Here is a 16,983-nt window from a genome sequence, read left to right as displayed (position 1 = left end):
GTTTCGGGGGCCGGACAGTCAGGCCACGTCCTCGCGGTCGGTGTGCGGTGAGCTGGGTGGGACTTGGTCGACGGCGACGGTCTGGCCGGTTTCGAGTGCCTGAAGCGCGGCATGGACCACGGCATTGTTGGCGTACCCGTCGTAGGCCGTAGGTCCGGTGAGCGTGTTGCGGGCCAACGATCCCGCCCAGTCGACGTTTTGCGCCCGATAGGCACCGTCGAAACGCGTGATCCAGTCGTCCGGGAGGAACGTCCCTGCGCGTGTTCCATCGACGGCGCGGGTGAGTTGGCTCGGTATCCCCAAACTGATCGAACCGGCGCTGGCGACGACCTCGGAGCCGATCTCGTACCGCAACCCCGGGCCGCGCCCGATTTCGGAGAGTCCCAGGATGCCCGTCACCGACCGCAGGTTGAGCAGGATGGTCACGGCCGCACCGTCATTGCTGCGTTTGACGGCGCAGGATACTTCGGCGACTTCCTCTTCGGTGAACCAGCGAAAGAGATCGATGTCATGAGGGGCTGAGCTGGAGATCAGCTGTGTGACGTCGAAATCAATTGCGCCCGAGGGATTGTGATGGCGATGCTGCACCAGCATGGGCGTACCGGCCTGACCGCTGGCCAGCGTGCGCTTCATCTGCCGGTAGCCGGCGTCGTAGCGCCGCATGAAACCCACCTGTACCAGCCTGCTGCCATACTGCTGCTCGGCGCGCACGAGGTCCAGCGAGTGCTGCGCCGAAGTGGTCAACGGCTTTTCGCACAGCACCGGGATTCTGCGGTCGACACAGGCTCGGGCGATGTCGTAGTGCGTGGCATCCGCCGTGGCTACCACGGCGGCATCGATGCCGCCGGAGTCCAAGCATTCGATCGGGTCGTCGAACATCGTCGCGCCCGGCGCCAGCGACCCGCATTGATCGACGAATTGACGGTAGGGGTCGGCGATCGCGCAGACCTGCACCCACGGCGCCAACGACCGGAAGGTATCGAGATGGAATCGCCCCATTCCGCCGAGCCCGATCACGGCCAGGCGAATCGCGGAATAGGTGGTCATCGAGCCGGCCCGCCAACGCTTTTGGCGCTGCCCGCGGCCGCCGACCCCGTGATCGGTGGCACCTCCACCCAGTCGCCGCCGGCTATCGACGCGGCCACCGCTGCATCGATGTAGGCCGCGCGCAGTCCGTCAGCGAAGCTGGCCAGTCCGTCGGGCACCTGTCCGGACCGGACCGCCCGATAGACGTCGGCCACGAACAGGTTGAAACAGTCCTGATAGCCCTGCGGGTGCCCGCCGGGCAAGACAGAGTACTCGGCGGCAGGCGGCGAGAGCGCCGTACTTTCCCGAAGGACAACCGTGCTGGCGCGCAGCCCGCCGACGGTCAGCTGATCGGGACGCTCCTGGTCGAACATCACCGCGTTGTCCCGGCCGTCGAACGAGAAGTACAGCTGGTTCTTACGACCGGGCGAGGTCTGACTGACAATGACGCTGCCGACCGCGTTGCGGTCGGTACGGAACAGGACAATCACACCGTCCTGTCGCTCGCGGTGGTCGGGACTGGACGAGCCTTGCACCGCGCTGACGGCCGTGATGCGCTGTCCGGTAACGAATTCCATCAAGTCGCACCAGTGCGAACCGATATCTCCGAACGTCAGCGAGTCACCAGCCAGTGCGGGATCGGAACGCCACCCGCCGGGTTTGGCCTGCGCCTTGAAGTCCTGCAAATAACCCCCGTGAATCAGCCACGGCGAGACCTGACCGATCCGCTCTCGCGCTTCGCGCACGGACGCGTAGCTGCGGTACACGAAGGGCACCGCAGTGACCAGCTCCGACTGTGCTGCGGCCGCGGCGAGCTCTTGAGCGTCCGCAAGAGTTGTGGCCAAAGGCTTTTCGCAGATCACATGCTTGCCCGCGGCCAACGCGGCCAGAACCACGTCATGGTGCAGATGGTTGGGCGTGCACACGTGCACCACGTCGACATCGTCGGCGTGGACGATCTCTTCCGCCGTGGCCGCCCGACTCGCGTTCAGTCGCTCGCACGCGGCGCGACTGCTCTCGCGACTGCTGCCGGCCACGGCCGTCAGCGCGCCGCCTGCCCACTGCACGGCGTGGGCGTGGACCGAGCCGACCATGCCCACGCCGATCACACCGCTTCGGGGTCTCCCCGCGTCGCCCACAGGTCGTGTCTCCTGCCCTACCCGGACGTCTTGACCATGAGCTTGCCGACGTTCTTGCCGTCGAACAGCATGTTGATCGCCTCCGGTAGCTGCTCGAAGCCCTCGACGACGGTCTCGAGCGGCGTCAGCCTGCCCTCGGTGATCAGGCCGGCGATCTCGCCGATGGCCTCCGGCGCGCGGCCGAAGTGGTCGAGGACGATGAAGCCCTGCACTGTCGCACGCTGAATCAGCAGGTTCCCGAACGCGCGTGGCCCCGGGGGCGGGTCGGCCGAGTTGTAGCCGGAGATCAGACCGCAGAGTGCGACGCGCGCGCCAATGTTGAGGCGTGCGAAGATCGCATCCATGATGGCCCCGCCGACGTTCTCGAAATCGACGTCGATGCCGTCGGGGGTGGCGGCGGCCAGTTGGGCGGCCCAGTCGTCGGCGCGGTGGTCGACGGCCGCGTCGAAGCCGAGTTGTTCGGTCAGCAGCGCACACTTCTCCGGACCGCCGGCGATCCCGACGACGCGGGCGCCGTCGGCCTTGGCGAGTTGCCCGGCGACGGAGCCGACCGCACCCGCCGCGGCCGAGACGACGACCGTCTCGCCCGGCTTCGGCTTGCCGATGTCGCGGATCCCGAGCCACGCGGTGAGGCCGGTCATCCCGAGCGCACCCATGTAGGCACTCGGTGAGACGCCGTCGGCAACGTCGACCGGAAGCAGCGGCATCGTGTCGGAGGCGACCACGTACTCCTGCCAGCCCACGAGGCCTTGCACGATCTGTCCGACCGGATAGCTCGGATTCTTCGACTCGACGACCTCGCCGACCCCGCCGGCGCGCATCACCTCGCCGATGCCGACCGGAGGCAGGTACGTCGGGGTGTCGTTGATCCACATGCGGTTGGTCGGATCGAGCGAGATCCAGTCGACGCGGACCAGCGCCTCGCCGTCGCCGATCTCTGGAATTGGCTCCTCGCTGAGTTCGAAGGTGTTGGGGCCGATGCGTCCCGAGGGGCGCTCGCGGAGCAGGAAGCGACGGTTTCGATCGGGCATGAGCCGCACGCTACCGGACGGTCTCGGCCACGTGGCCGAGCAGACGCAAAAGCCCCCTAAACCGGCAGTTTTCGGGGCTTTTGCGTCTGCTGGGTGAAGGATTTACGCGGAATTCACGGCTAAATCTCAGGATCGCAATGGATACATCACAGGATTACCTGGCCATCATTACTCAAGGGGTCACGGACCACATTGTCGTGGGCTCAACCGTCGCACATCCAATGCGGGCGAGGGTTGTTCTTTACAGAGAGTTGGCGATCGTGGCGAATGCAACGGGTGCGACGGTAGTTTTCCTTCCCGCGTGGGCTGCGGCTCAGCGGCGGGAACATGCGCGCCTGGAAGCGATGCGCCGCCATCCTTCTTTTCTGGCCAAGCAGGAGCGCGCTGCCGCGCAAGCTGACGATCCGCAGCCGCTATCAGCAGGATTCGCTGACCGAACCCGCTAGGTCGATTCCGTCGTCGCCAATGTGAGAAAGGGCGCCGGATCCGTCTTATTGGCTGAGGTGTATCTGTCCTGTGACCTCGTCGCGACAGCGACGAAGGACGCTCATCTCCATGACAGCGCTTGCGGTTGTTCCCGCGCTGGTGACCTCGCTGTGCATCGGCTACCACTTCGGCCGTCGCGCCGGCTCGACGCCTTCAACCTGGAAACAACGAACGAGCCGGGTGGCGTTGGGCAAACGCGCGATCAGCCTGGGCCTGCTGTTGGCTGCCCGACGGATCCAGCGCAGCGTGCCGCCGCGGCGCCGTTCCGTTGGATCTCGCCTGGCTAAAGCTTGCCTGCAACGAAGTCTGCGGCCTGGTCGGCCATACCTGCCTGGACGTATGCACTAGCGAGGTGTTGCGGCCAGTTCTCTTTCCAGGTGTTCGGGTCGGCCGGGTTGCAGATCGGATCCGCGCCATGGCACAGCTCGATGGTCCGGTCGTTGTAGATCGGGTTGAAGTTCGTGATCGGACCCGCCCACTGGCTACCGTTGCCGAACAATGCGACAGCGGCGATGTGCTGATCGGCGCCCTCTGGGAGGGGGTTGTCGAAGCCGAACGCGGCGATGGGCACCGCGAGCACCACGTCGGTGACCGCCGCGCCCAACGAGTAGCCGCCCAATACCAGCCGGGTGTCCGGGCAGTTGTTGATCATGTACTGGACGTGCTGGCTCATGTCGTTGGCGCCGATGTCGACCTGGGTGTCGGCGGGGTATCGCACGGCATACGAGCCGAAGCTCCTTCCCCCGACCCTGGAGCTGAGTGCGTTGATGAACGCGTTGCCCAGCACGCCGGGTCCCGGCGATTCCAATCGCCCGCGGGCGAAAACAACCTGCACCTTCGGACAATTCGCGGCGGCGGCCAAGGGTGGGGCGCCTGGCGCACCGGACGGCAACACTACGGCCGTGAACATCAATACGGCGGCGACGACAACGGGAGCCACGCCGGCAACAACCGATTTTCGAGCAAACATGAGGGGCACAGCACCGATGTTAAAGCGATCGCGCCGCGGCCGCTGAGGCGCATGAAAGGTTGGCGCTCCGTCACCATGAGATTGGCTTAGTCACCTCGTTCTGCCTGGCCCGATTTTGCTACCATCTCGCGGTGCACCATTGCGCTGAGCCCCAAGGACGCGGGGGACAGCGATCTGTTTCCAGACGCGAAGTCCTCAAATATTCGCTTTCCGCCCCGGCTCTTCTGAGCCTGGGAACGATGGCCGCGACGATGCACCCGCCAAAGGCATCGGCCGCCGATATGAAACTCATCGACTTTGCGGAGCGCAGGATCGCGCCCAACGAGATCAAGTCGGCGGGCTATGACGGGGTGGTGAACTATGTCTCCGAGTCGCGTCCCGGCGCGAACTTCGAGGCAAAGCCAATCACCCGCGAGTACGCCGACGCGCTACGCGCTGCCGGCCTTCATATCGTCAGCAATTTCCAGTACGGCAAGCCCGGTTGGCCGGCGCCGTCGGATTTCACCCGCGGGTACGACGGCGGCGTGGCAGACGCTCAGACGGCTCAGCGGTTGCACGCCGCGGCCGGGGGGCCCAATTCGGCGCCGATCTTCTTCAGTGTCGATGACAATATCGACCTCAACACCTGGAACAGCGTTGCCGTCGAGTGGTTCCGGGGCATCAACTCGGTACTGGGAGGGCGCACCGGCATCTATGGGCATGCCCAGGCATGCGGGTGGGCGGTCAGAGACAACGTGATCGGCCACTCAACCACGGCGGGACGCCGGTGGGCATGGCAGACGAAGACGTGGTCACACGGGGAACGCGAGCCTGCTGCGGTGCTCTATCAGGCAATTCTCGAGGGTCCCGTCCTGGGCGGCATAAAGGTCGACGTCGACGACGTCCTTGCGGCCGACTTCGGGCAGTGGGCTCTCGATCGCTGACCGCGAGCAGACGCAAAATCGCCCAATCCCGGGCGGATTTTGGGCGATTTTGCGTCTGCTCGCGCAGGCTTTATCGCCCCACGCGAGGGCTGCGGCGTTCCAGCAGAATGACGTCACGCCACCGGCCGTGGTGTTGACCGAGCCGTTCATGTGTCCCGACAACGCGGAAACCCGCGCTCGCATGCAGCGCGAGACTGGCGGCGTTCTCCGGGAACACCCCACATTGCAGTGTCCAGATTCCGGCCTTTTCGCTGGACTCGATCAACGCCTGAAGCAGCAACGACCCGATGCCGTCGCCGCGGGCGGCGCCGGCGACATAGACGCTGTGTTCCACGACCCCGGCGTAGACGGCTCGTGATGAAACCGCTAATGCGGCAACCCATCCCACCACACCTCCGGTGGCGTCGATGGCCACGAAGCGGTGCTGCCGCAGGTGCTCCGCATCGAAGCTGCTCCAGTCCGGTGCCTCGGCTTCGAAGGTGGCGTCCCCGCTGTCGACGCCGTCCTGGTAGATCGCCAACACGGCTTGGGCGTGCGCGGTCGTCATGGGCACAACTCGATAGTCAGCCACGGCGGTGTGATCGCTGCTGACAGTCGGGACGTTGCGCCCAGTCGTCGGCCCAGGCTTGAAGTGGTTTCAGCGCCGCCATCAGCGAGCACCCATGGTCGGTTAGGTGATAGCCGCCGTCGGAATGGTCGACGATCTGTAGCTCGCGCAGCTCCTTGAGGCGGGTGTTGAGCGACCCGGGATTCATCTCCGACGCCGCCTGAAGGGCGCGAAAGGTCAATGGCTCGCCGCGCAATTCCCACAGGACCCGCAGTGCGCCGCGCCGGCCAAGGGCGTCGAGGGCGACCATGATCGGCCGTCCAGAGGCGGATCCCCGTGTTGGTGATCCAATCCGTGGAGTTGGCATGCTTCACATTTTGTAGCATCAGCGCGTAGAGTGCCAACATGGAATGCTACAAAAACCATAGCGCGCGCATTAAACCTGCCGACCCACCCCTGTCCGCCGACATCCAGCAGGCCATCGACGACATCATGCGAGGCAACCCGCCACTGCTGCTGTTCACCACGATGGCCCGGGACCGCCGGTTGTTTTTCAAGTTCTTCAATTCGGGCCTGCTCGACCGGGGACACCTGACGATCCGTCAGCGCGAGATCGTGATCGACAGGGTCACTGCTACATGCGGCGCGGAATACGAGTGGGGAGTGCACGTCAGCGCCTTCGCGGCCAAGGCGGACCTGAGCGAGGAGCAGATCGTCTCGCTGGCCCTCGGTGGGTCTCAGGACGACTGCTGGGATAACGCGGATCGCGTCCTGATCCGACTCTGCGACAGCCTGCACAGCAGCTGCACCGTCGACGACGATCTCTGGGCGCAGTTGAGCACCTATCACAGTGACGACGCGATGCTGGAGCTGCTGATGCTCGCCGGTACCTACCGAATGGTGAGCTATCTGGTGAATTCGCTGCGTTTGCCGCTCGAAAATGGAGCCCGCACCTTCCCGCGCGGGTGAATACTTGGCTGATGGACGATGGCGACCTGTGCGCCGTGGAGTTTCTTCGCGGTGCCGGACGGATTGCCATGGCGCACAGGGGATTTACGTCCTTCAGACTGCCGATGAACAGCATGGGGGCGTTTCAGCAGGCGGCAGAGCTCGCATTTCGTTATATCGAGACGGACGTCCGCGCAACCCGGGACGACGTAGCGGTGATCCTGCACGACCGTCGGCTCCGCCCGCAGTGGGGAGTGTCCGGCGCGGTCGACGAGTTGTCTTGGCGCGACGTTCGTAAAGCCGATTTGGGTGCAGGGGAGCCGATTCCGACCTTGGAAGATCTCCTTACCGCGCTGCCGGACATGCGGATCAACATCGACATCAAGGCGGCGTCTGCCGTCGAGCCGACCGTTGATGTGATCGAACGATTGAACGCCCACGACCGAGTGCTGGTCACGTCGTTTTCCGATCGTCGTCGACGGCGCGCGTTGCGTCTGCTGTCCCGACGGGTTGCCAGTTCGGCAGGCACCGGAGCGTTCTCGGCGCTCTTGGCGGCGAGAACGCGTGCAAGTCGAGCGTATGCGTGGCGCATGTTGCACGACAGCGACTGTGTCCAACTGCCGCCACGGATTGGCGGTGTACCCATCATCACGCCCGGGGGATTGGTTCGGGCTCTGCATGATTCGGGACGCCAGGTGCACGCTTGGACGGTCAACGACCCCGTTGCCATGCATGCACTTTTCGACATCCAGGTGGACGGGATCATCAGCGATCGCGCGGACCTACTTCGTGATGTGCTGGTTGCCCGCGGCGAATGGTGCCCGCTCTAGCGCCGTAATGCACGACACCCCGCGAGCCTTGGCTCACGGGGTGTCGCACGATCGGACTCGCGTGTTACTTGAGATCGAACCGGTCGTTGTTCATGACCTTGACCCAGGCCGCGACGAAGTCCTCGACGAACTTTCCCTGGTTGTCGTCCTGCGCGTACACCTCCACAAGTGCGCGCAGCACCGAGTTCGAGCCGAACACAAGGTCATTCGCGGTCGCGGTCCACTTGCGAGCGCCCGAGGCACGATCGTGGCCCTCATAGACGTTCTCCGCGGTCTCCGACGCCTTCCACTCGGTGCCCATGTCGAGCAGGTTGACGAAGAAGTCGTTGGTCAAGGTCCCGAGTCGGTCCGTGAACACACCGTGCTTGCTGCCGCCGTGGTTGGCGCCGAGAGCACGCAGACCACCCACGAGCACCGTCAACTCCGGCGCGGTCACACCCAGCAAGTACGCCCGCTCGACCAGCAGCTGCTCGAGCGGAGCCTTCTCACCCGGCCGCACATAGTTGCGGAACCCGTCGGCACGCGGTTCGAGGACCGCGAACGACTCCACATCGGTGTTTTCCTGCGAAGCATCGGTACGGCCAGGGGCGAAATGCACCGTGATCTCATAGCCGGCGTCTTTGGCTGCCTTCTCGACCGCCGCCGACCCAGCCAGCACGATCACGTCGGCCAGCGAAATCTTCTTCCCACCGGACGCCGAGTTGTTGAACTCCTGCTGGATCCGCTCCAGCACAGGCAGCACCTTGTCCAGCTCGGAGGGTTCGTTGGCCTCCCAGTTGCGCTGCGGCTCGAGACGCAGCCGCGCCCCGTTGGCACCGCCCCGCTTGTCGGTGCGCCGGAAGCTGGACGCCGACGACCACGCCGTCTTGACCAGCTGCGGAACGGTCAGGCCAGACTCGAGCACCTTGCTCTTCAGCGCCGCGACGTCCTTCTCGTCGACCAGCTCATGGTCCACCGTGGGTACCGGGTCCTGCCACAGTTGCGGCTCGGCAACCCAGGGACCCAGGTACCGCGAAATCGGTCCCATGTCGCGGTGCAGCAACTTGTACCACGACTTGGCGAACGCCTCGGTCAACTCCTCGGGGTGGTCCAGCCAACGCCGCGTGATCGGGCCGTAGACCGGGTCCTCACGCAACGAGATGTCGGTGACCAGCATCGTCGGAGCGCGTCCCGGCCCACCGAACGGGTCGGGGATGGTGCCCGCACCGGCGCCATCCTTGGCCGTGAACTGCCAAGCACCCGCCGGGCTCTTGGTGAGCTCCCACTCGTAGCCGTACAAGGTCTCCAGGAAGGAGTTGTCCCACTTCGTCGGGGTAGGCGTCCACACCACCTCCAGGCCACTGGTGATGGCGTCCTTACCCCGGCCGCTGCCGTAGGAACTCTTCCAGCCAAGCCCCTGTTGTTCGACCGGGGCGGCCTCCGGCTCCGGACCGACCAAATCGGCATCGCCGGCGCCGTGGGTCTTGCCAAAGCTGTGGCCACCCACGATGAGTGCAGCGGTCTCCTCGTCGTTCATCGCCATCCGGCCGAACGTCTCACGGATGTCCACGGCCGCCGCGATCGGATCCGGTTTGCCTTCCGGCCCTTCGGGATTGACGTAGATCAGTCCCATCGTGGTTGCACCGTAAGGCTCCGCGAGGTTCCGCTCGCCGGAGTAGCGCTTGTTGGTGCCCAACCACTCGTCCTCTTCGCCGAAGAGGATCTCTTCGGGCTCCCAGACGTCTTCACGGCCGAACGCGAAGCCGAACGTCTGGAACCCCATCGACTCCAGAGCCACGTTCCCGGCCAAGATGATCAGGTCCGCCCAGGAGATCTTGTTGCCGTACTTCTTCTTCACCGGCCACAGCAGCCGGCGCGCTTTGTCCAGGCTCGCGTTGTCCGGCCAGCTGTTGAGCGGTGCGAACCGTTGCAGACCCTGACCGCCGCCGCCGCGGCCGTCGTGGATGCGGTAGGTGCCGGCAGCGTGCCAGCTCATCCGGATGAACAGGCCGCCGTAGTGGCCGTAGTCGGCGGGCCACCAGTCCTGTGAGGTGGTCATCAGCGAGATCAGGTCTGCCTTGAGCGCGTCGACGTCGAGCTTGGCGAACTCTTCGGCGTAGTCGAAGTCCTCACCGAGCGGATTGGCCTGCGGTGAGTGCGGGTGGAGCAGGGAAACGTCGACCTGGTCGGGCCACCAGTCCCGATTCGTCAGGGGCGCATGCGCCTTCGGCTTGGGCGAGGGGATGGCCGGGTTTTCACTCTCGCTGGTGCTAGCCGTCTTCGTGTCTGCCTGGGGTGGGCGGCTATCGGATGTATCAGATGACACAGCATTCCTTCCGGGTGTTAGTGAATCGGGCTGTGACCACGGTTGTGATCAGGAAACGGCTGTCGAGCAATCAGGACACACGCCCCAATAGATGACTTCGGCCTCGTCGAGAACGAAACCATCCAGGACGTCGTCGGTGTCCGCGGGGGTCAAGCACGGCGCTTCGCCGACAGCACAGTCGATGTCGGCGATGACTCCGCAGGACCGGCATACCAGGTGGTGATGGTTGTCGCCGACGCGGGACTCGTAGCGGGCAACCAGACCAGAGGGCTGGATCCGCCGAACCAGACCCACCGCGGTCAGCGCATTCAGCACGTCGTATACGGCCTGGCGGGAGACATCGGGCAAGCCGAGGCGAACCGCCGAGAAGATTGTCTCGGTGTCGGCGTGTGGATGGGCGTTCACTGCTTCTAGCACGGCGAGCCTGGGCCGGGTCACACGCAGATCAGCCGACCGCAGCTGTTCCGCGTAATCCGTTGAGGACACCTCCCCAATATGCGCCCTTTTCTGGAATCGGTCAAGACTTTGTACAGGACCGTGCGCTGGAGATTTGTGCGGTCAGCGCTTCAGCGCGCTGCCTTGACGCCACTGATCCCAGGTGAGCGTCCAGTCGCCGTTCTGGCCGAGTTTCAATGGTGGTCCGCCGCTATTGCGAACCTCGACGACGTCACCCGGTATCGAGAAGTCATAGAACCATTTCGCGTTGTCGCCGTTGAGGTTCAGGCATCCGTGCGAGGTGTCGGTGTGGCCCTGTGCCCACACCGTCGCGTTGAGTTGGTGCAGATAAATGCCGTCGGTGCTGATTCGGGTGGCGTAGTTGATGGTCTCCCGATATCCGAGACGGGAGTTCTTGGGCAGCCCGAACGTCGAGGAATCCATCACCACGGGGTTGCCCTTGTCGAGCACCGTATAGACGCCTGGCGGAGTCCAGAACGACACCGTCTGCGTACCGATCGTTTCAGTGCCACCCATCCCCATCGACGTGGGCATGGTGCGGACCAGTGCGCCGTTGTCGAAGACGCTGACCAATTTGGTGGCGTCGTCGGCGATCGATATGTGCGCGTCGCCGATCCGGAACGACACCCGGCTATCTTCTTGTCCAAATAGACCGCCACCCAACGAAATTCCATAGATCTTGGCTTCGGCGGTGATGGTGGTGCCTGGTGCATAGTAGTGCTCTGGCCGCCAGTGGGCGTTCTGGTCGTCTGCCCAGAGCCATGACCCTTGGACCGTGGGGTTGGTGGTCACCGTCAGCTGTCGCTCGGCGGCAGCGCGGTCGGCGATCTGCTCGTCGAAGTGGGCGACCACCACCGTCCCGACGCCATACGTCCCGCCCTCCCGTAACGCCGCCTCTGACGTGGTGGTAAACGAAACCTTGGTCTGATTGGACGGTTGCAATGTGGCGAACGACGAGACTTGAGTCGACGCAACGCCGTTGAAGCCGCGGCTGGTGACCGTCAGCGTGTAGGTGCGTCCGTAGCCCAAGGGTGCGGTGGGTTTCCAGACGGTCTGATCCGGAGTCATGACGCCCTCGATCGTTTTGCCGGCGTCGTTGACCATGCGGACATCGGTCAGCGTTCCCGAGGTGGCTTCTACCGCGACATGGGCCACCGGGTCGACGTTGTGTGCGTTGGGGCCGGGCGTGATCCGCACCTGCGCTGGCTCAGCGGGTTTCGAAGGATTGACGACACAGTGTCCGCCCGGGCAATGCGGTAAGGAGGCAATCTGGAACGCGCCGACCACGCCGATGAGGACGAACACGCACAGCAGCAGCCGGCGGAGCCAGCCGTTCTTGGACATCATTGTGGATCACATAGCCAGGGACCTCCGCTCTGAAACCGAGCGGTTGCTCACCCGGCCGGACGGGCAAACGAGAGAGATCATGGCGTAATGGCCGACGACGAAGTGGACAGTCTGTATTTGGTACCGCCGGACGCATTCACAGCGCGGCGCTCCCAGTTGGCCGCGGCAGCCAAGGACCGCGGCGACGCCGACGCCGCCAAACGGATATCTGCGGCGCGCAAACCGACGATGGCGGCCTGGATAGTGAACCGCCTCGCGCTGCAGCACGGAAACACCAAACAGCGGCTGGGCACCCTGGGCGATCGCCTGCGGGCCGCACACGAATCGATGGATGGCGATGCCATTCGGGAGCTGTCCGCCGAGCAGCACGGACTGATCAACAACCTCGCTCAAGCCGCATTCGGGGCAGCCGACGTGAAGAGCCCCTCGGCGGCGGTGCGTGACGATGTGATCGGCACATTGCAGGCCGCGATCGCCGACACCGACGTCAGGGCGCGATTAGGTCGATTGAGCAAGCCCGAGCGGTGGTCCGGTTTCGGCGCGTTCAGCGATGCTGTTCTCCCAGCAACAGTCACAAAGGCCACGACATCGGATGCCGAGCCGGCGAAACGGCGGCTGGCGAAGCTGAGAGCGGCCGTTGCTGCCGCCGAGAGTGCCAAGGCGGAAGCCGACGAGGAACTGTCCGAGCGAAAAGCGGAACGCGCTGCCGCTCAACTGCGTCGAGACGACGCTTTGACAAGCCTGCGAAAGGCCGAACGCGAGCTGAAAGTCGCCGAGACCCGCTATAACAAAGCAAGGCAGGGCAGCCAGGCCGCCGCCGAATCACTGAACGCAGCAAAGGCCCAGCTGAGGCGGGCATAACACGGCTCAGATGGTGTCGGGTCACGTTTCCTGGTGGCGTGCCGGGGTACTAGGCCAGCTGTGACTTCTCTGTGGCTTGCCGATCGAACCGAACCACCTTGGACCCCAAACCAGATTGACGACGGCCCGCTATCCGCCGATGTCATCGTCGTCGGCGCGGGAATCACCGGACTGATGACTGCGGTGCTGCTGGCGCGTGCCGGCAAGGACGTTCTGGTGCTGGAGGCGCGCACCGTCGGTGCCTGTGCCACCGGAAACACGACCGCAAAGATCAGCTTGCTGCAGGGCAGCACCATGTCGAAGATCCTCGCAAAGCATGGCGAAGACACCGCCCGTGCTTACGTGACGGGCAATCGCGAGGGGCAGCAATGGGTGCTCGACCACTGTGCGACACACGGTGTGGCGGTGCAGCGCGAGGATGCCTACACCTACGCGCAATCCAGCAAGGGCGTGGCGTCGGCACGAGCCGAACTAGAGGCATGCCGGGCCGCGGGGCTGCCGGTCGTGTGGGACGACGACGCCGAGGTGCCGTTTCCGTACCACGGCGGCGTGCGACTGCCCGACCAAGCACAATTCGACCCCATGCCCTTCTTGGACTCGTTGGCCGGCGAGTTGATCAAGCGGGGCGGACGGCTGATCGAGCAGACCCGGGTGCGGCGGGTGTCCAGTAAGGGCAAAGGCTTGCGCGCACAAGTCAATACACCCGCGGGGGAGGAGCTCGAGATCGAGGCGGCGCAGATCGTACTTGCCACCGGAATCCCGATCCTGGACCGCGGCGGTTACTTCGCCCGCGTCAAGCCCAGCCGCTCCTACTGCTTCGCGTTCAAAGTGCCCGACGGCAGCATCACCAGACCGATGATGATTTCGGCCGACTCGCCAACGCGTTCGGTGCGCTACGCGCCGTTCGGCGACGGGGAGCGGCTGCTCGTGGGGGGTGCGGGTCACACCGTGGGCCGTGAGAAGAGTCCGGCCAAAGCGCTGGATGAGCTGGCGTCCTGGGCGCGCACACATTACCCGGGCGCAACGCAGACCCACTTTTGGTCGGCGCAGGACTACACCCCGATCGACGAGCTGCCGTACGTCGGCCCCATCTTGCCCAACAACGAAAGCATCTTCGTGGCAACGGGTTTCAACAAATGGGGTATGACGAACGGCGCTGCCGCGGCGCTGGCGCTGTCGAGCCGCATGCTGGGTGGGCGGATGGACTGGTCCAGCGCCTTCGCCAGTTGGAGCCGCCACGAGTTGACGGGTCTGGTGACTGCCATGCAGTCCAACGCCGAGGTGGGATTCAACTTGACCAAAGGCTGGATCACTCCGGCCATGCGCACCGGCCGTCGCAGCCCGAAGAAGGACGAGGGCGGCGTGGTCAGCGGACCACCGTGGCACCTGGAAGCCAGATGCCGGGTCAATGGCACCGAGCACCGTGTTTCGCCGGTGTGCCCGCACCTCGGTGGGATCGTGAACTGGAACGACGCCGACAAGGCGTGGGAATGCCCCCTGCACGGCTCGCGGTTCGCGCCAGACGGCACGCTGCTGGAAGGGCCGGCAACCCGGGACCTCACCGCGGACCGGCGAGCAGACGTGAAAGCTCCCTGAGATTGACGGTTTTGGGGGCTTTTACGTCTGCTCGCTCCCATAAGCCGCGGCTATCTCGGGCGAATCGAGCCAGCCGGAGTATGTCGGCCGCGACGGCCATCCGTCCGGAGAATCGAGCCATTCCTCCTGGCGACCCCACGGCAGGATGTCGATGAGCCCGAATGAATGGCTGAGCTGCTCGGTGCCACGCCCCGTCGTATGCCAGGTGCGGTACACCCTGTCGCCGTCGCGCAAAAACACGTTTACCGCGAAGCCCCCACCGGGCGGTGCGTCCATATCGGCGGAGAACGGGCTGCGCGACGACGAATACCACTCCATCCGATTGCCGACCTTGCGCCGGTAGGCGAGGGCCTCTTCGATCGGCCCGTTGGTGACGATGACGAAGCGCGCGTCGTAGTTGTCGAGGAACTCCAACCGGGTGAACTGCGACGTGAAGCCGGTGCACCCACCGCACTGCCAGTCCGCGCCGTCGGTCCACATGTGGTGGTAGACGACTAGCTGAGCGCGGCCGCCGAACACGTCGACCAGACGGATGGTCCCGCCGGCGCCGATCAGGGTGTAGTCGGGCAGTTCGACCATCGGCAGCCGGCGCCGCTGGGCGGCGATCGCATCCAGTTCGCGGGTGGCCGCCTTCTCTCGTAGGCGCAGTTCGTCGAGCGCGGCGCGCCAGGTCTGGTGATCGACGATTGGCGGCAGGGCATTGGCCTTCGGGGCCTTTGGGGCCTTCGGGGACATGAGATCCACCTTTGCTGTCGGTTGTCCGGTCTCAACGGTATGACTGCCGACGGGTCGTAAATTCATCGTTAAAACGACTTAGCGCCCGATTCACGTTTCAGCGCCAAGGCTTGTACAGTTGGCTGGCGCGTCATAAGTCAAGCGTTAATCGCCAGCACATACCGTATTCAAAGGAATGCGACTATTTGCTGGCTCGCTCGTCGCCGCGCCGCAGAGCATGCCGTCGCCGCAGCCGCGCCGTTGGGGGCCCATTTTGCCGATCGGAGGAATCGACATGGACTTCGCGTTACTGCCGCCGGAGATCAACTCTGCCCGGATCTATGCCGGACCCGGCTCGGGTCCGATGCTGGTCGCCGCGGCGGCCTGGGAGGCACTGGCGGCAGAGCTGCATACGACGGCAAGCGCATATCAGTCCGTGGTCGGCGCATTGACCGCTGGACCGTGGCTGGGCCCGTCATCGGCGGCGATGGCCGCCGCGGCCTACCCCTATGTGGCGTGGGTGAGAACCGCCGCTGTGCAGGCGGAGCAGACGGCCACCCAGGCTCAGGCAGCCGCCGTCGCCTACGAGGCAGCCTTCGCCGAAACGGTGCCGCCTCCTGTGGTCGCAGCCAACCGCACCCTGCTGATGACCCTGGTCGCGACGAACATTCTCGGACAGAACACTCCGGCGATAGCGACTACCGAGGCGCAATACTCCGAAATGTGGGCCCAGGACGCGGGGGCAATGTATGGCTATGCGGGTTCCTCGGCGTCGGCGGCGTCGCTGGCGCCATTCAGCGAGCCGCCTTCGAACACCAACCCGGGCGGGCAGACGGGCCAATCGTCGGCGGTCGCCCAAGCGCTGAACACCACTGCGGGTAAGACGCAGGGCGCCGTCTCGTCGGTACAGCAAACGTTCTCCGCGGTGCCGAACACGCTGAACAGCCTCGCGAGCCCGGCGGCTGCGGCCGACCCGCCCCTGGGCCCCCTTGATCTGCTGGCCGTGCTGGCGAACCTGAGTGGCGTCCTCGTCGATCCGGAAATCGGCGCCGCGGGACTTGCCGTCGGCACGGTGGCTCTTCCCTACGACGTCGGCGGTTACTACGTCGGTGTCCACACCGATGACATCGTGAGTGGTTGGGCGGGAATCGAGGCCTGGCCGGGCACCGCAGCGGCGCCGCCGACGACGTTTCCGGTGATTACCAACCCGGGCTCAGTGTTCGCGGCCAACATGGGCGAGTCGAAGATTCTCGGCGGGATGTCGGTGCCGCAGGGCTGGGCCGCGGCGGCACCGGAGATACGGCCCCTCGCACTGGCGCTGCCGGCAACCAGCGTGGGCGCGGCCGCAGAAGTCTCGGGGGAGGGCGTCGGCAGCCTGTTCGGTCAGATGGCCGTGGCAAGTATGGCCGGTCGGGCGATGGCCGGCACCGGCGGCGCGGGTGACCCTGGTCGCCGGGAACGGGTCGGAGCGCCGACGTCCAAGCCGACGGAGCCCCGTGAGGGAACCGAACAGCGTGAACCAAAGACGACGCGTGAATCAACGGAACCGACCGAGCCCACGGCGTCGCCGCAGGGTCTGGCCGGTGGCCCGATCACCAGCATCGCCGCCGAACTACGTGAATTGGCTTCCCTGCGCGACGCGGGAATCCTCACCGACGAGGAATTCAACGAGCAGAAGAAGCGGCTGCTGCCGCACTGACCGCAGCCAGCACAAGCTTAGTTAGTCGAATCGCTTCTGCCGCACGCAGTCTCGTGTAGGCGGCGTCGCCATCAATGCGCGACGACCTGCGGGAGCTGTCCACGT

General features: G+C 65.0%; 16 protein-coding genes. 6 read left to right on the top strand and 10 right to left on the bottom strand.

The features are described from left to right. Positions 1–18: 18 nt before the first annotated feature. From AC5Y21_RS24640 to AC5Y21_RS24625, 4 genes are all read right to left on the bottom strand, one after another. Positions 19–1,047, bottom strand: a complete 1,029-nt coding sequence (locus AC5Y21_RS24640; protein WP_499916520.1) for a Gfo/Idh/MocA family protein — start codon at positions 1,045–1,047, stop codon at positions 19–21. After that, the gene (locus tag AC5Y21_RS24635) at positions 1,044–2,165 is read right to left on the bottom strand and encodes a Gfo/Idh/MocA family protein (protein WP_499916518.1); all 1,122 of its coding nucleotides are present in this window, start codon (positions 2,163–2,165) and stop codon (positions 1,044–1,046) included. The genes AC5Y21_RS24640 and AC5Y21_RS24635 overlap by 4 nt, the downstream gene beginning before the upstream one ends. Before the next feature lie 17 nt (positions 2,166–2,182). Beyond that, positions 2,183–3,196 (bottom strand): NADP-dependent oxidoreductase, encoded by a 1,014-nt coding sequence (locus AC5Y21_RS24630; RefSeq protein WP_499916516.1) that lies wholly within the window; start codon positions 3,194–3,196, stop codon positions 2,183–2,185. 769 nt (positions 3,197–3,965) lie between these two features. Continuing rightward, positions 3,966–4,652: a cutinase family protein gene (locus AC5Y21_RS24625; protein ID WP_499916524.1), complete on the bottom strand. Its 687-nt coding sequence runs from the start codon at positions 4,650–4,652 to the stop codon at positions 3,966–3,968. Between the two features lie 131 nt (positions 4,653–4,783). Between AC5Y21_RS24625 and AC5Y21_RS24620 the strand changes: the two genes are divergently transcribed. Then, positions 4,784–5,575: a DUF1906 domain-containing protein gene (locus AC5Y21_RS24620; protein WP_499916514.1), complete on the top strand. Its 792-nt coding sequence runs from the start codon at positions 4,784–4,786 to the stop codon at positions 5,573–5,575. Between the two features lie 70 nt (positions 5,576–5,645). On the opposite strand, the gene AC5Y21_RS24615 is transcribed toward AC5Y21_RS24620, so the two are convergent. Next, the gene (locus AC5Y21_RS24615; protein WP_499916512.1) at positions 5,646–6,122 is read right to left on the bottom strand and encodes a GNAT family N-acetyltransferase; all 477 of its coding nucleotides are present in this window, start codon (positions 6,120–6,122) and stop codon (positions 5,646–5,648) included. Positions 6,123–6,138: 16 nt separating this feature from the next. Further along, positions 6,139–6,489: a winged helix-turn-helix transcriptional regulator gene (locus tag AC5Y21_RS24610; RefSeq protein WP_499916510.1), complete on the bottom strand. Its 351-nt coding sequence runs from the start codon at positions 6,487–6,489 to the stop codon at positions 6,139–6,141. A 38-nt stretch (positions 6,490–6,527) separates the two neighbouring features. On the opposite strand from AC5Y21_RS24610, the gene AC5Y21_RS24605 reads away from it, so the two are divergent. Together AC5Y21_RS24605 and AC5Y21_RS24600 are read left to right on the top strand one after the other, a co-directional pair. Continuing rightward, a complete protein-coding gene (locus AC5Y21_RS24605; protein WP_499916508.1) occupies positions 6,528–7,091 on the top strand; it encodes a carboxymuconolactone decarboxylase family protein in 564 nt (187 codons plus the stop codon). Between the two features lie 35 nt (positions 7,092–7,126). Then, positions 7,127–7,900 carry a glycerophosphodiester phosphodiesterase family protein gene (locus tag AC5Y21_RS24600; protein WP_499916522.1) on the top strand — a complete coding sequence of 258 codons (774 nt, stop codon included), beginning with the start codon at positions 7,127–7,129 and terminating at the stop codon, positions 7,898–7,900. Positions 7,901–7,964: 64 nt separating this feature from the next. Here AC5Y21_RS24600 and katG read toward each other — a convergent pair whose 3' ends face one another. From katG to AC5Y21_RS24585, 3 genes are all read right to left on the bottom strand, one after another. After that, positions 7,965–10,205: a catalase/peroxidase HPI gene (katG, locus tag AC5Y21_RS24595; protein WP_499916506.1), complete on the bottom strand. Its 2,241-nt coding sequence runs from the start codon at positions 10,203–10,205 to the stop codon at positions 7,965–7,967. 48 nt (positions 10,206–10,253) lie between these two features. Next, entirely contained in the window at positions 10,254–10,691 is a 438-nt protein-coding gene (locus AC5Y21_RS24590) for a Fur family transcriptional regulator (protein ID WP_499916504.1), read from the bottom strand. Positions 10,692–10,763: 72 nt separating this feature from the next. Continuing rightward, on the bottom strand, positions 10,764–12,008 hold the full coding sequence (locus tag AC5Y21_RS24585) for a L,D-transpeptidase (protein ID WP_499916502.1): 1,245 nt from the start codon (positions 12,006–12,008) through the stop codon (positions 10,764–10,766). 87 nt (positions 12,009–12,095) lie between these two features. On the opposite strand from AC5Y21_RS24585, the gene AC5Y21_RS24580 reads away from it, so the two are divergent. Further along, on the top strand, positions 12,096–12,869 hold the full coding sequence (locus tag AC5Y21_RS24580; protein WP_499916500.1) for a hypothetical protein: 774 nt from the start codon (positions 12,096–12,098) through the stop codon (positions 12,867–12,869). 60 nt (positions 12,870–12,929) lie between these two features. Continuing rightward, on the top strand, positions 12,930–14,465 hold the full coding sequence (locus AC5Y21_RS24575) for an FAD-dependent oxidoreductase (protein ID WP_499916498.1): 1,536 nt from the start codon (positions 12,930–12,932) through the stop codon (positions 14,463–14,465). Between the two features lie 21 nt (positions 14,466–14,486). Here the strand turns inward: AC5Y21_RS24575 and AC5Y21_RS24570 are convergent, their stop codons facing one another. After that, complete coding sequence (locus tag AC5Y21_RS24570) at positions 14,487–15,200, bottom strand: DUF899 domain-containing protein (protein WP_499916496.1); 714 nt, start codon at positions 15,198–15,200, stop codon at positions 14,487–14,489. Positions 15,201–15,474: 274 nt separating this feature from the next. Between AC5Y21_RS24570 and AC5Y21_RS24565 the strand changes: the two genes are divergently transcribed. After that, positions 15,475–16,878, top strand: coding sequence for a PPE family protein, SVP subgroup (locus tag AC5Y21_RS24565; RefSeq protein ID WP_499916494.1), 1,404 nt, complete (start codon positions 15,475–15,477; stop codon positions 16,876–16,878). The last annotated feature ends 105 nt before the right edge of the window (positions 16,879–16,983 follow it).

It is taken from the genome of Mycobacterium sp. NGS41 (genome assembly GCF_059812725.1).
This window is presented reverse-complemented; position numbering and strand designations above follow the sequence as displayed.